Genomic DNA, 13490 nt, shown 5'->3' with positions numbered 1-13490 from the left:
CACACTTCCCCCCAGCCCACCAGGCGGGTCTTGGCCGGGGCTGTACATCAGCCCAGCGTCTACAGGCTTTTCGCAGTCATCAGTCAAGGCAGCCCCGGGACAAGCTGCGCCTTTACAGACCCTATATGGCGCCCAGCGCGTAGGCGCTTTTTCATTTCGAAGGTCCGAGCGTCAGAATCCTGACGCGCTTGTCGTGCAAACTTGGTTGACTTCATTTTTACCCCTTCGCTTGGGTTCGGCGGGTGTGCTAGTGGAGCCCGGTTTGGCGCTCGCCATGCGATGAGATCGAAAAACAGAGAAACGCTTTCGAAAGGTGGGCTGTGAACTATGCATCCACTATCAGGAAGCGGCTCACGCCTTCACTGCGTATTTGTTCACATCGACTATGCGCAGCCCTTTAGAAATGGATCTGGCGAAGATTAATGGAAAACAGTGTTGATACGCAGCCGCAGACGACCCGCGCCGGCGGGTCTTCTGGCGAGACCATCGATGTTGAACGCCTGATCGCCGCATTCCGGCGCCGCTTGTGGCTGTTCCTGGGCGTGGCCGGCGTGATCGCCGCCCTGCTGATGTTCGTGATGCTTCGGCAAACGCCGATGTACACGGCGACCGCCAACGTCATGATCAACACGCGGACCGAAAAGGTCGTCGACTCGCAGGCGGTCCTTTCCGGTCTGACGGCCGACACCAGCACAGTCGATACGGAAGTCGAGGTTCTCAAGTCGCCGCAACTTGCCGAGGCCGTCGTCGACGCCCTCAAGCTCGACAAGGACCCCGAGTTCAACGGCGCCCTCAAGTCGCCGGGGCTTGTCGGCAGCATCCTGGGGGGCAAGAAGGCCGCCAGCGAGCGCGCCGCGCCTGGCGCCGCCGAAGCCGAGCGGCAGGCCGTGATCGCCGCGGTCGGCAAGCAGTTGACGGTTCGTCGCGTCGGCCTCACCTATTCGATCACGATCAGCTTCCAGTCGACCTCGCCGATGAAGGCCGCCACGATCGCCAACGCGTTCGCCGACGCCTACCTGCGGTCGCAGCTGACCGCGAAGTTCGACGCCACCCGCCAGGCCAACACCTTCCTGAATAGCCGTCTCGACACTCTGCGCACTCAGTTGCAGGAAGCCGACGCGGCCGTCTCCAACTATCGTGTCGCCAACAATCTGCTCAGCTCGGAAGGCACCACGCTCACCGAGCAGGAAATCTCCGCCTACAACCAGCAACTGGCCCAGGCCCGCGCCCAGCAAGCCGAGGACGAGGCGCGTCTGCGCACCGCCCGCGCTCAGCTGGCCGCCGGCTCAAACGGTGACGACGTCGGCGAGGCTCTAAGCTCCCAGGTCGTGCAGAATCTGCGCGCGCAACGCGCCGGCGTCAGTGGCCGCGTGGCCGAGATGTCAGGCCGTTACGGTGATCGCCATCCGGACATGGTGCGGGCCCAGCGCGAGCTGGCGGATATCGACCAGCAGATCCAGGCGGAAATTCGCCGCATCGTCTCCAACCTCGAAGCCCGCGTCCGGGTCTCACAACAGCGCACCGCCTCCGTGGAAGCCAGCCTCGGCGGCGCTCGCGGCACCCTGGCCGCCAACAGCGCGGCCTCGGTGCATCTGAAGGAGCTCGAAGGTAACGCCGAAGCCGCCCGCACTGTCTATCAGAGCTTCCTGGACCGCTATAAGCAAACCGGCGCCCAGGAAGGCGTTGAACAGGCCGACGCACGCGTCGTTTCTCGCGCGACGCCGCCTTCGCATCAGAGCTCGCCCAACGTGATGCTGGCCCTGGCGCTCAGCATAGTCGTTGGGGCCGGCGCAGGTCTGGCCGCGGTTATTATCGCCGAGATCATGGACGCCGGCCTGGCGACCTCGGACGACGTCGAACGCAAGATCGGTCTGGCCAGCGTCGCCTCGATCCCTCTGATGTCGTCGGTCGCCGAGGCGAACGAACGCGGCATCCAGCCGATCGACTATGTCCTTCGCAAGCCGCTTTCCGGTTTCGCGGAGGCCTTCCGCTCGCTGCGCACCGCGATCCTCTACGCCGTACCTGGTCAGCAAGGTAAGATCGTGGTCCTGACCTCGGCCCTGCCGGGCGAAGGCAAGACCACCACCTCGATCTGCCTCGCGCGCGTCGCCGCCCAGTCCGGCAGCAAGGTGCTGCTGCTTGACTGCGATCTGCGCCGCCGCGCGGTCACCCGCACCCTGGGCCTGACGCCGGAAAACGGTCTGGCCGAGGTGCTACACGGCGCGGCGACGCTGGAGAGCGCTGTGCTTCTGGACCAGGCCTCGGGCGCTTATGTTCTGCCGCTGGCCCACACGGCTTCGTCCACCGAGGACGTCTTCGGCCTGCCGGCGATGGACCAGCTCTTGGCTCGGGCTCGCGCCTCGTTCGATCTGATCATCCTCGACACCGCCCCGGTGCTCGCCCTGGCGGACACGCGGATCCTGGCCGGCAAGACCGACGTCGTCGTACTGCTGGCGCGCTGGCGCAAGACCCCGGCCCGCGCCATCGGCGCCTCGGTCCGCCTGCTTCAGCAGGCCAACGCCCAGATCGCCGGCGTGGCCCTGACCCAGGTCGACATGAACGCCCAGTCCAAGCACGGCTACGGCGACGCCGGCTACTACTACGACGAATACAAGAAGTACTACGCAAGCTAAACGACCCTCGGGTCTTTCGGACAAGCCCGTCGCCATCTGGCGGCGGGCTTTTTCTTTACCCCGTCAGCGGCATTTCTTAAGTATTAGCAGGCATTAATCATATCAGTTTACCAGGAATTGAAGTCGATCATCGAAGGTGCGCGGGTAAGGAGCACTTCCCCGATGTTGACGCCGCGCACTCTGCAACGATGCTTCAAGGTCTTCTTTGCAATCGCGTTCGCAAGCCTGCTGATCGTGATGCTAGGCCCGTTCCAGGACCTCGAACTGCGGTTCGGCTTCACCGACAAGGAAGCGCACGCCACCGCCTTCTTCGCAGTGGCCAACGCCCTGTTCATTATCGCCCCCCGCAGGCGACGGACCGACTTGGCCATGGTCGCCGCGGCGCTGGGCTTGGCCATCGAACTCCTGCAGGGCCTGACGGGCCGCGACATGTCGCTGGCGGACTTCATGGCCGACGCGGCCGGGATCACCGCGGCGGTCCTGCCGGGCGCGGTCGAGCGCCTGCGCCATCAGCTTCGCACCCATCCCGACCTCAGCGTCCGGCAACTGCGGGCCCTGGACAGGCGCAAGCGCCGCCGTCGTCCCGCTCCCAAGGTCCAGGACGCGGCCTCTTCGGCCAACCCGGTCTGATCGGCGTCATCTCATTTCTCAGGCCGGCGGCGTCCCAACGCCGCCGGCTTTTCTATTGTGCAGTCCAGGTGAAGCTTCCGTCGCAGTTTACCCCAACTAGGTAGAATACCTTATTTAGTTAAGGGGGATTAACTCTATACGTATACTTATGTTTACCCATTTATCTACGTCGGTTATTAGATTTTAATTGCGATATTCGGTCCCGAACAGGGGATGAGTATCCATGCGCAACCGGTCCGCTCTTAGCCTTCTGGCTCTGATGTTCGCGCCCGCTCTCGCCGTGGCCGCGCCGATGAAGGTCGCGCCGCCCATGCCGCTGGGCGCGCCCACCGCCGCGCCGGTCGGCTTCGCCGACCTCTGTCAGCGCCAGCCCATCGAGTGCGTGGACGGCGTCCGCGGCGACGATATCGACGCCAGTCAGGCGGCCAAGCTGGCCGAAGTCCGGCAGTGGGCCGGGCAGGCCCGCTGGGCGGCCCTGTTCGGACGTACGACCGCCGAATTGGCCGAGGCGCCCGCCTCGGCTTACCCAGGCTATATCAACCGTCCGCTGGCGCCGCGTCCCGTCGCGAACCTGTTCGAACCGGTCGCCCCCGTCATCGCGGAGGAGCCAGAGACCGAAGACGCCGATCCCGTCACCGCCACGACCGCCGTGCCGGCCGTCGAGGGTGTGATGGTCGAGGACGCGCCGGTCGAGAGCGCCCGGGCTGAAAATGGGGCGATCAACGACGCGCCCGCACCGCCGATGGTCAGCCAACTGAGCGATCGCGAGCTGCAGCGGATCAACACCCAGGTCAACCGCTCGATCCGTCGCTCGGACGACTATGCCGCCTATGGAAGGGCCGACTACTGGGCCGCCGGCGTCGACCACGTCAAACGGGGGGACTGCGAAGACTACGCCCTGGCCAAGCGGCGCGCGCTGATCGAGGCGGGTGCCCCGGGCGAGGCCCTATCGATCGCCATCGTCCGTACGTTCCACGGCGAAATGCACGCCGTGCTGCTGGTGGCCACCAACGAGGGCGAAGTCGTGCTCGACAACCTGTCGCCCTGGATCCTGCCCTGGAACGAAGCGCCCTATCAGTGGCTGGACCGCCAGGCGCCAGGCGCCCCCACCAAGTGGGTCCACGTCGGGGTGAGCACGCGCTCCTAGAGCCCTTTAGCCTCACATGGATTGATGTGAGGCGCCTAAAGCGCATCAGTCGACGGTCCAGCGGTCAGGGATCCTGGGAGCCGAACACTCGGCTCTCGCGGTCACGCGCCTTGAGCTTGCGCCGCGATCAGCGCTGCCCGCATCTGTTCGGCCTGTTCCGGAGTGATCCCCATGGCTGACAACAGCGGGGAAGGCGCGGCGTGATCCCAGGCGTGACGGCCGCCGATCGTGACGCCACCGTCGACCACGATATGGGTTCCGGTCACGAATTCGGAATCGTCGCTGGCCAGATAGAGCGCCGCCCGAGCGATGTCTTCCGGCAAGCCGGCCTTGGGGATCGGCTGGATCTTCGGCCCGACCTCGGCCACCCGGGCGGCCATCTGGTCGGCCACCTCCCGCGGCAGGCCCATCGACGCCCCGAAGATCGAAGTGGCGATCAGGCCGGGGCAGATGGCGTTGACCCGCACCTTCAACGGTGACAGCTCGGCGGCCGCGCACTTGCTCATGTGGATCACCGCCGCCTTGGCCGTCGAGTAGGCCAGGGGCCCAAAACCCGCCTGCAGGCCCGCGATCGACGCGGTGTTGATGATGCTGCCGCCGCCGCGCTGCAGCATCAGGGGCAGGGCGTGCTTCATGCCCAGAACCGGCCCGCGCAACAGCAAGGCGAACGTGGCGTCCCACCCCTCGGCGGTCATGTCGGCCACGCCGTTCGGCGCGCCGCCATGGCCGGCGTTGTTGAACAGGATGTCGAGCCCGCCGAAGGCGTCCTGGGCCAGGGCCAAGGCGGCGGCGACTTGGCTTTCGTGCGTGACGTCGCAGGGGGCGAAGCGCACCTGGCCAGGAAAACGCTTTTCAAGCATCTCGCCCTTGTCGACCTGCAGGTCGGCGGCGACGACCTTGGCGCCCTGGGCCGCGAACAGCTCCACCGTTCCGAGCCCAATGCCCGAGCATCCGCCGGTGATCACCGCAACCTTGCCGTCCAGACGTCCCGTCATGCGCCGCTCCCTTTGGCCGCGCGCGGCCTCTGGGAGGGTGGGCCGCTGCGTGAGGCGCGGCTATCCTGGCCCGGCGGAACGCGCCTGGCCAGGACTAAGTGAACAGCGTTCAGGCTTGCTGGCGAACGGGCGTCTCTTGCGACCGGTTGAACACCAGGTTGAACAGCAGCCAGACGGCGCAGGGCAGCAGGACCACGGCCCATGCCAGCACCAGGCCGGCCAGACCGAAGATCGCCCCGACACGTTGCGCGATATTGGGCCGCTCGGCCTTTCGGCCGGAGGGCGACACGTGGATCTTCAGGCTCATCGTCCCCCCAGACTGTCAGAGCGGGCCAGATCGGACGCCCGGACATATTCAGCGCGGGCGGCGTCCAAAGCTTTACGGGAAGAGACCTGCCGCGCCAAGGCGCGACGCACGTCACGCAGGGCAGGCCCCATCAGATGCCATGGTTCTACGCAGTAGCGCGTGAACAGGCGCCGCGGGTCGACCACCAGCCGGAACAACCACTCCATGCCCACCTGCCCCATCCAGCGGGGCGAGGGGCGCTGGACGCCGGCCTCGTAGTCGAAAGCGCCGCCGACCGTGAAGGTCACGCAGGGGCCCAGCTTGGCCTGGTTCTCCAGAACCCAGACCTCCTGGCGCGGCATGCCCATGCCGACCAGCACGATGTCGGGCCGATAGTCGTTGATCGCGTCAACCACAGCCTGGTTCTCGGCCGAACCGGGCGCGACATCGAAATAGCCATGGTGCGTACGGATCCGCGCGGCTGGCCAATCAGCCTGGATCCTGGCGGTCGCCTTCTCGCCGACGCCCGGAGCGCCGCCGACGAAGAACACCTTCCAGTCTTCCCGGATGGCGCGCTCCCAGAAGGCGTCACGCCAGTCCAGATAGGTGCAGCGGTGAAACCGGCGGCTGGCCCGGCCGACGATGCGCGCCCAGAAGATCAGCGGCACGGAATCGACCTCGATCAGGTCGGACGTGGCGAAGAACTCGGCGATCTTCTGGTCCTTGCGGATCAGATACAGGCTGTGGAGATTGTGATTGGCGACCACGGCGCTTTCGCGCGCGGCGATCTTGCCAGCCACGAAATGGAAGACTTCCTCTGGGCGGACCAGGTCCATCGACCCGCCGAGCACCTGCACGCGCTCCTCGGGACGGCGGCTCATACGAAAGTTTTGACGCACCTCTGGAGAGGAGGCGTCTCTCGCTGGAAGGAACATCTTACCCGACTCCGACGACTTGGAGCACAGGTCTATAGGAATAGGCTTAGCCTTTTCCCAAGAAGAATGATTAGCGAAACTTAACCTTGAAAACCTCTATTCAGGAGCAATTTACCATTTAAACAACTGACGACACAGACGGACCAAACGTTCAGGAACTTCGATTCGGCAGGACGCCGGTCCGCCCGTGTCGGGATGTCGCGGACTATTCGTTGACGACCACGACCTTGCCCATGGCTTTGCGACTGGCCAGGTGCGCGATCGCCTCGCCGGCCTTGGCCAACGGGAATCGCTCGGAGACATAGGGCCGGATCTTGCTCGCGGCATAGAGATCCATCAGCTCCCGCACGTTCTGAGCGTGCCCTTCGGGATCGCGGGCCACCGCCGCGCCCCAAAACACCCCGACGATGTCGCACGACTTCAGCAGGGTCAGGTTAAGCGGGATCTTCGGGATGCCAGACGGGAAGCCGATCACCAGGAAGCGACCGTTCCAGCCCGCCGCGCGGATCGTGGCCTCCGAATAGTCGCCGCCGACCGCGTCATAGGCCACGTCCCAGCCGCCGGGGCCGCAGGCGTCCTTGATCTGCGTCGCCAGGGCCTTCTGGCCGTCCTTGTCGAACGGGCCGCGCGGATAGACCACGCCGGCGTCGGCGCCGCGGCTGAGGGCAAGGTCGACCTTTTCCTGGCTGGAACAGGCGGCGATCACCCGAGCTCCGGCCGCCTTGCCCAGCTCGACCGCCGCCAAGCCCACGCCGCCCGCCGCCCCCAGCACCAGCAGGCTCTCGCCGGCTTTCAGCCGGCCACGGTCCTTCAGGGCGTAGTATGAGGTGCCGTAGGTTAGGATGAAGGCGGCGGCCTCGTCGAACGGCATGGTGTCGGGAATCGGCGTGCAGCGCGCCGCGTCCAGAGCGACCCGCTCGGCCATGCCGCCCCAACCCGTCGAGGCCAGCACCCGCTGGCCGACTTCCAGCCCGGTGACTCCCTCGCCCACCGCGGCGACGACGCCAGACACCTCGCCGCCGGGCGCGAACGGCCGCTCGGGCCTGAACTGATACTTGTCCTCGATGATCAGCACGTCGGGATAGTTGACGCCGCAGGCCTTGACCTCGAGCACCACCTGCCCCGGGCCAGGATGAGGGTCGGGCAGGTCTTCCAGCACCAAGGTCTCGGGTCCGCCGACCGCCTTGCTGAGCACCGCCTTCATCTCGCCTCTCCCTACGTTTGTCTTTATGAGCGGCCGGACGCTAGCGCACGCCGGACGGCCAAGGAAGCAGAATGTCAAACAAACGTTTTACCCTCGCCCTGCACGGCGGCGCCGGGGCCAAGCGCGGCCACGACTACGACATCGAGATCGCCCATATGCGCAGCTTGGTTGAGGCGGCGCGCGAGCGGCTGGCGGCGGGAGCCAGCGCCCTGGACGTGGCCGTCGAGACCGTGGCGGCCCTGGAGGCGTCCGGCCTCTACATCGCCGGCAAGGGCGCCTCGCCCAACGCCGACGGCGAATATGAGCTGGACGCCAGCCTGATGGACGGCGCGACGCTGCGCGCCGGGTCGGTCGCGGCCCTGCAGGGCTTCGAGAGTCCGATCCTGGCCGCCCGGGCGGTGATGGAGCGCACGCCGCACGTGATGCTGGCCGGCGAAGGCGCCATGGCCTTCGCCCGCGAACAGGGTCTGAAGCCGATCACCGATCCCGCGGCCTGGTTCACCCAGGCCGGGGCGTTCGAGGCCAACCATGCGCCCGGCGTCCTGCCGACCGGCACCGTCGGCTGCGTCGTCCGCGACGCCGAGGGCCGGCTGGCGGCGGCGACCTCCACGGCCGGGGTGTTCGGCAAGCTGCCCGGCCGGGTCGGGGATTCGCCGATCATCGGCGCGGGCGCCTGGGCGGACGGCCATGCGGCGGTTTCCTGCACCGGCCAAGGCGAATTTTTCATCCGCACCGCGGTGGCCGCCCAGATCGCCCATCGGGTGCGGTTTGGGGGCGAGCGCCTGGAGGACGCCGCCCAGGCCGCCATCCAGGGCGTGGCGGAACTCGGCGGCCACGGCGGCCTGATCGCCGTCGACCGCGACGGCAATGTCGCCATGCCTTTCGCCTCCAGCGGCCTCAAGCGCGCGGCCCTGCTGCCGGACGGGACGATCGTGGCCGAGGCGTTTTAGGTCGCGGCGGGCGCCCCTCCCCCGTTGAACGGCGCTCCCGAAATTCGCCTTCCGAGCGAAGCTTGGCCCATTTTGGCGCCGCCCTTGCGTCGAGCCGCCTCAGTGCAGCGCTAGAAAGGGCGTGATCAATGCCTCGCTTTCATTTCGAAGCCCAAGGTTCGGAGCGGTTCCCCGATCCCGAGGGCGTGGAGCTGAGAAACCTGACCGCAGCACGCCGGGAAGCTGCGCGCCTGGCGGCGGCCTTGGTGCGCGACTATCCGGAGGTGTTCGCCGAGCCCAGAAGCTGGCGCATGTGCATCCTCGACGACGACGGCAATACGCTGGAAGCCCAGCCGTTCGACGCCTTGGACCTCAAGCCGAACGCGAACGACGACTAACCACGTCGCCGGTCTGATGGGTCGGCGGCGACAACAGTTTGGCCAGATCCTGCGCGAGACCTGCCTGGCGATTCTCGTCCAGGACCGAAAGCAGCCGGCGCTCCACGGCTTCGACGTCAGCCCCCACCTGGCTGGCCAGGGCTTCGCCGCCAGGGGAAATCTGCACGATCACCGCTCGGCGGTCGCCCGGCAGGGCGGAGCGGACGACGCAACCCCTGGCGATCAGGCCGTCGACGGTGCGGGTCAGAGACGTACGGTCGATGGCGCTGGCCTGGGCCAGCTCGGTCATGCTGCACACCCCGCGCTTTCGGAGCACGCCTAGCGCCATCCACTGGGTCAGGTTGAGCTGGTGGCGCGCGAGGAGTTCGCTCACCAGCGCCCTTCGGTGTTGTTCGACGCGATAGAGCAGGTCGGTCAGAACGGCGGCGGTGGTCACGGTCGCGATCATCTCCGTGGGTCTTCAGAAGGCCACCGGGAATGGGCGACATTGGGGCGCAAACCTCAGACCCGCGCTATTCGTTCCCTGTGCGAACCCCGCAGCTTCAGCGTCTCAAGTCTGGACGATGGAGCTTGGCCGTCCCGTCATTGCACGCCGCAGCTTGCCCAGACGCTGGTCGGGCGGCGCTGAAACCCGCCGCGGTCCAATTGTAAATAATTGTGATCCCAGACAATAAGTCGCAGAAATTACATCGTTAACTATGGTCACGATCGTTATTGTTGTGCATGTATAAAACTATCGCACTACGCAGCATACGACTCGTCAATGGAGACCCTCGTGCACGCGCTTAGCGGCCGATTACTTGGCGCGGCCAGTTTGATAACCACGCCGGAGGCGGCGGCCGCGATTTTCAAGCTTGCCGTTAAGACCAACGACTCCGAATTTCTCCTGCGCTCGTTGCGGGTTCTGTCGCATTCGAAAGGCATGTCCGATGCGCTGGCCTGGTCCGGAATGCCTGGCGACCTGCCCCGTCAAGCGATCGAGAACCAAGGCCCCACCAGGGCGCAGGCCCTGACCGAGGTGACCCGATGCCTGAGCGCCCGGCTGGACACGCCGGCCGCGATCGCTGACTGAAGTCACGCGGAAAGCGGGCGGCGGGAAGGCCAGGGCCCTCCCGCCGGGTTCGAACTAGAACTTGCCGCGGACGCCGAACTTGATCGTCCGGCCGTTGAACTTGGCGTAGTCCATCCGCGTCTTGCGGCCATCGCCGTAGCGGCCGCTGACGTCGTCGAAATAGTCGTAGGTCAGGGCGTTGGTGAGGTTCAGCGCGTCCAGGCGCACCTCGATGCTGTCGTTGATCTTGTAGCTGACATTGCCGTCGAGGAAGCCCGACCCGGCATGCCAGCGCTGCAGGTCCGAACCGTTGTTGGTGGTCTCGATGATGTTCTTGGCCTTGTAGTTGTAGGACAGGCGAACACCAAACGGACCCTTCTCGTAATAGCCCGTCAGGCTGTACGAGTACTTGGGCACGGTGTTGACGTTGAGGATCTTGCCGGCCGAGGTCGCATAGTTATAGCCGCTGGTGTTGACGTGAGTGAAGCTGGCCAGGGCGCCCAGGCCGCTCCAGAAGCCCGGCAGGAAGTCGAACGACTGCTGGTAGGCCAGTTCGTAACCGTCCAGCTTGATCGAACCCTGGTTGTAGTAGGTGGCCAGGGTGATCGGCAGGTTCGGATCGACCTTGCCGGTCGCCGGGTCCTGGAAGATCGGCGCCAGGGCGGTGTCGGGCAGGCCCAGCGACGAGAACGGCACGGTGGTCGTGGTCGAGACCGTGGTGTCCTTGAGCTCCTTCCAGAAGAACCCGGCGCTCAGAATCCCGCCGCGCCCGAAGTACCATTCCAGGCCCGTGTCGTAGTTGGTCGAGGTCTGCGGCAGCAGGTCCGGATTCCCCGAGGTCGCGCGGGTGTCGTAGATGTTCGGGATGACCGTGTTGGCGGCGATGATCGACAGCGACGCCCGGGTGATCGTCTTGCCCCACGACCCCCGCCAGATCAGCTTGTCGGTGAGGTCGTAGGCGAAGCTGGCTGACGGCAGGGTGTTGTCGTACGAGCCATCGGCCTTGTTGGGCACATAGGTCGTCACCGCCCCGTTCGTCTGGCGCAGATAGTTGTCGATGTGGGTGCTGGTCTCGGAATAGCGCACGCCGGCGTTGACGCGCAGTTCGCGATCGAAGATCTGGCCCTTGAGGTCCGTCTGCAGGAAGGCGGTCTTGACCTCTTCCTCGGCCCCGAAGCTGGCGTTGAAGTCGATCGGCGTGGCCCTCGCCGTGCCGATCGGGTCGAAGGTGTTCATCATGTAGTCGCGGCTGAACGTCGCCCATTCCTGGGGATAGCCCGACCCGATCACCAGGTTGTCGAGCGGCACCTCGTGCAGCATCTGCGAACGCAGTCCGGCGGCGCCGATGGCGTTGACCTTGGCGGTGCCCGCCGCCGTGGCGTTGCGCTTGCTGGTGTCCTTCTGGGTCGAAACGTAGGAGAAGCCGCCCTTCAGGTGACCCTCGACGCCGAACAGGCCGTAGTCGTAGTCGGCGAAGATCTTGGCCGTCTTTTCCTTGTCGATCTCGCGCCGCCAGTCGAAGCCGACGCCGAAGTCCTGGTAGTTGTTAGGATTGGTGAAGTCGACGCCGGGCGCCGACAGGGCCGGATAGACGTGGTCGTCCGTATAGTCGATCGTCGAGGTCACGCCATAGAGGTTGGAGACCAGGCGGTTGCCGGTGAAGAAGGCGTCGCTCTTGCTGAGGCTGCCCTGCGCCGTCACCTTCAAGCGGTCGGTGAACTGGTAGCTGGCGTTGAACGAGGCCATCTTGAACTTGGTCTCGGCGTTATAGAAGTAGCTCTCCCCGAGGTAGGACGTGTTGCCGAACGTGCCTTCCAGCAGGTTCGATTCCGGATCCAAGGTGACATTGATCGGCACCAGGCCGTTATGGCCCGGCGCGCCGGGCTGGGCGGCGGTGTTGGTGGTCTTGGAGTTCCGGATCGGCAGGCCGAAGGTGTACTCGTCCAGCGAGTCCGTCAGCTTCGAATAGAGCCCGTCCAGGCTGACGTTCAGCTTTTCGTTCTGGTACTGCAGCGAGGCGACGGCGCCGTCGCGCTTACGCGTATTTTCGCCGCCATAGTAGCGGTAGAAGCGCGGCAGATAGCCGTTCTCGATCTGGGCGCGGGTCAGGCTGCCGGGATTGTAGCGGGGGTCGGCGAAGTCCAGCGTGACCGCGAACGGGCCTTTGTTGGGCGACTGGCTGCCCAGGGCATGGCTGTTGTAGCCGCCGGTGGCCTCGAAGCCGGAACGGTTGTTGACGCTCTCGGAGTGCGCCACCGCGAGCAGCGCGCCGAAGTTGCCCCAGGTGTTGGAGAACAGCGCAAAGCCGGCCGGGTCCAGGTGCTTGGACTTGTCGTTGTAGGACCCCACCACCTGATAGCGGATCGCCTGACCCGGATGGTCGAACGGACGCGGCGTCTGCAGGTCGACCACGCCGCCGATCCCGCCTTCTTCCAGCTCGGCCAGCGGGGTCTTGTAGAAGTCCACGCGACCGAACAGTTCCGAGGCGAAGACGTCGTAGTTGAAGTCGCGCGACGAACCGCCGACGTTGCTGGACGAGGTGGTGCGGACCGGCGCGCCGTTGATGGTGGTGACGTTGTAGTCCGAGCCCAAGCCGCGGATCGAGATCCGCTGGCCCTCGTTGGAGGCGCCGTCGCGGCTCAGATAGACGCCCGGAATGCGTTGCAGCGCTTCGGCGACGTTGGCCTCGGGGAACTTGCCGATGTCCTCGGCCACGATCGAGTCGCGGACCACGATCGCGTCCTTCTTCAGGTTCAGCGACTTCTGCAGCGAAGACCGGAAGCCGGTGACGACCACCTCATCGACGGTGTCGCGCGCCGCATCGCGGGCCGCATCGCTGTTGGTCGCCGTATCGTTCGCCGTGGCCGCATCCTGGGCCCAGGCGGCCGTGGCGGCGCCCATCCCCACGGCCAGGATCGTCGTCAGCAGCAGTTGCTTCTTCATGGTTCCCTCCCCTCGCGGCGCTCTTGGCCGCGCAGATCCCATCCCCGCCCGACATGTCGAGGGGACTGCCCGCCCACGGGCGGCGCGTTTCAAAAATCGAGAACTGACGCCGTTCAGGCGCCTAGGCGGTCGAGTTCCGCATCATCTGTCCTGGCATGTTTCCTCACGGTCGAGCTTTTCGCTTCTGACTCAAGGCGTAACACATAGCGAAGAAGGACAACATATATGGGAACGCCATTTGTATGATTTTTCAGGTCGCGACGCGTTTCGGCGACCGCTGTTGCGTGACGGCAACAGGAATGAGGTTCCAGGCGCGTCGAGGCATGTCGCCGCGAGGCG

At 65.6% G+C, this 13490-nt stretch carries 12 protein-coding genes; 6 read left to right on the top strand and 6 right to left on the bottom strand.

The window, feature by feature from the left end; translation table 11 throughout:
- Positions 1 to 422: 422 nt before the first annotated feature.
- The 3 genes from ASD47_RS24040 (at position 423) to ASD47_RS24030 (ending at position 4410) form a co-directional block, all read left to right on the top strand.
- Positions 423 to 2633 (top strand): AAA family ATPase, encoded by a 2211-nt coding sequence (locus ASD47_RS24040; protein ID WP_056762205.1) that lies wholly within the window; start codon positions 423 to 425, stop codon positions 2631 to 2633.
- A gap of 162 nt (positions 2634 to 2795) precedes the next feature.
- Positions 2796 to 3263 carry a hypothetical protein gene (locus ASD47_RS24035; RefSeq protein ID WP_056762204.1) on the top strand — a complete coding sequence of 156 codons (468 nt, stop codon included), beginning with the start codon at positions 2796 to 2798 and terminating at the stop codon, positions 3261 to 3263.
- Between the two features lie 223 nt (positions 3264 to 3486).
- Entirely contained in the window at positions 3487 to 4410 is a 924-nt protein-coding gene (locus ASD47_RS24030) for a transglutaminase-like cysteine peptidase (RefSeq protein WP_056762202.1), read from the top strand.
- 101 nt (positions 4411 to 4511) lie between these two features.
- On the opposite strand, the gene ASD47_RS24025 is transcribed toward ASD47_RS24030, so the two are convergent.
- The 4 genes from ASD47_RS24025 to ASD47_RS24010 all read right to left on the bottom strand — a co-directional run bounded on the left by ASD47_RS24025 (position 4512) and on the right by ASD47_RS24010 (position 7830).
- Positions 4512 to 5405: an SDR family NAD(P)-dependent oxidoreductase gene (locus ASD47_RS24025; RefSeq protein WP_056762201.1), complete on the bottom strand. Its 894-nt coding sequence runs from the start codon at positions 5403 to 5405 to the stop codon at positions 4512 to 4514.
- A gap of 109 nt (positions 5406 to 5514) precedes the next feature.
- The gene (locus tag ASD47_RS24020; protein WP_056762199.1) at positions 5515 to 5712 is read right to left on the bottom strand and encodes a hypothetical protein; all 198 of its coding nucleotides are present in this window, start codon (positions 5710 to 5712) and stop codon (positions 5515 to 5517) included.
- Positions 5709 to 6626 carry a WecB/TagA/CpsF family glycosyltransferase gene (locus tag ASD47_RS24015; RefSeq protein ID WP_056762198.1) on the bottom strand — a complete coding sequence of 306 codons (918 nt, stop codon included), beginning with the start codon at positions 6624 to 6626 and terminating at the stop codon, positions 5709 to 5711. The genes ASD47_RS24020 and ASD47_RS24015 overlap by 4 nt, the downstream gene beginning before the upstream one ends.
- 205 nt (positions 6627 to 6831) lie before the next feature.
- The gene (locus ASD47_RS24010; RefSeq protein ID WP_056762196.1) at positions 6832 to 7830 is read right to left on the bottom strand and encodes an NADPH:quinone oxidoreductase family protein; all 999 of its coding nucleotides are present in this window, start codon (positions 7828 to 7830) and stop codon (positions 6832 to 6834) included.
- A 71-nt stretch (positions 7831 to 7901) separates the two neighbouring features.
- Here ASD47_RS24010 and ASD47_RS24005 point away from each other — a divergent pair, with 71 nt between their 5' ends.
- Positions 7902 to 8780: an isoaspartyl peptidase/L-asparaginase family protein gene (locus tag ASD47_RS24005; protein ID WP_056762195.1), complete on the top strand. Its 879-nt coding sequence runs from the start codon at positions 7902 to 7904 to the stop codon at positions 8778 to 8780.
- Positions 8781 to 8908: 128 nt separating this feature from the next.
- Positions 8909 to 9157 carry a hypothetical protein gene (locus ASD47_RS24000; protein WP_056762193.1) on the top strand — a complete coding sequence of 83 codons (249 nt, stop codon included), beginning with the start codon at positions 8909 to 8911 and terminating at the stop codon, positions 9155 to 9157.
- On the opposite strand, the gene ASD47_RS23995 is transcribed toward ASD47_RS24000, so the two are convergent.
- On the bottom strand, positions 9132 to 9605 hold the full coding sequence (locus tag ASD47_RS23995) for a MarR family winged helix-turn-helix transcriptional regulator (RefSeq protein ID WP_056762191.1): 474 nt from the start codon (positions 9603 to 9605) through the stop codon (positions 9132 to 9134). The genes ASD47_RS24000 and ASD47_RS23995 overlap by 26 nt on opposite strands.
- A 315-nt stretch (positions 9606 to 9920) precedes the next feature.
- On the opposite strand from ASD47_RS23995, the gene ASD47_RS23990 reads away from it, so the two are divergent.
- On the top strand, positions 9921 to 10229 hold the full coding sequence (locus ASD47_RS23990; protein ID WP_056762189.1) for a hypothetical protein: 309 nt from the start codon (positions 9921 to 9923) through the stop codon (positions 10227 to 10229).
- A gap of 54 nt (positions 10230 to 10283) precedes the next feature.
- Here the strand turns inward: ASD47_RS23990 and ASD47_RS23985 are convergent, their stop codons facing one another.
- On the bottom strand, positions 10284 to 13151 hold the full coding sequence (locus tag ASD47_RS23985; protein ID WP_056762188.1) for a TonB-dependent receptor: 2868 nt from the start codon (positions 13149 to 13151) through the stop codon (positions 10284 to 10286).
- Positions 13152 to 13490 lie beyond the last annotated feature (339 nt).

It is taken from the genome of Caulobacter sp. Root1472, assembly GCF_001426985.1.
Classification (GTDB): Bacteria; Pseudomonadota; Alphaproteobacteria; order Caulobacterales; family Caulobacteraceae; genus Caulobacter; species Caulobacter rhizosphaerae.
Note: the sequence above shows the minus strand (reverse complement) of the source record. Positions and strands in the feature narration are given on the sequence as shown.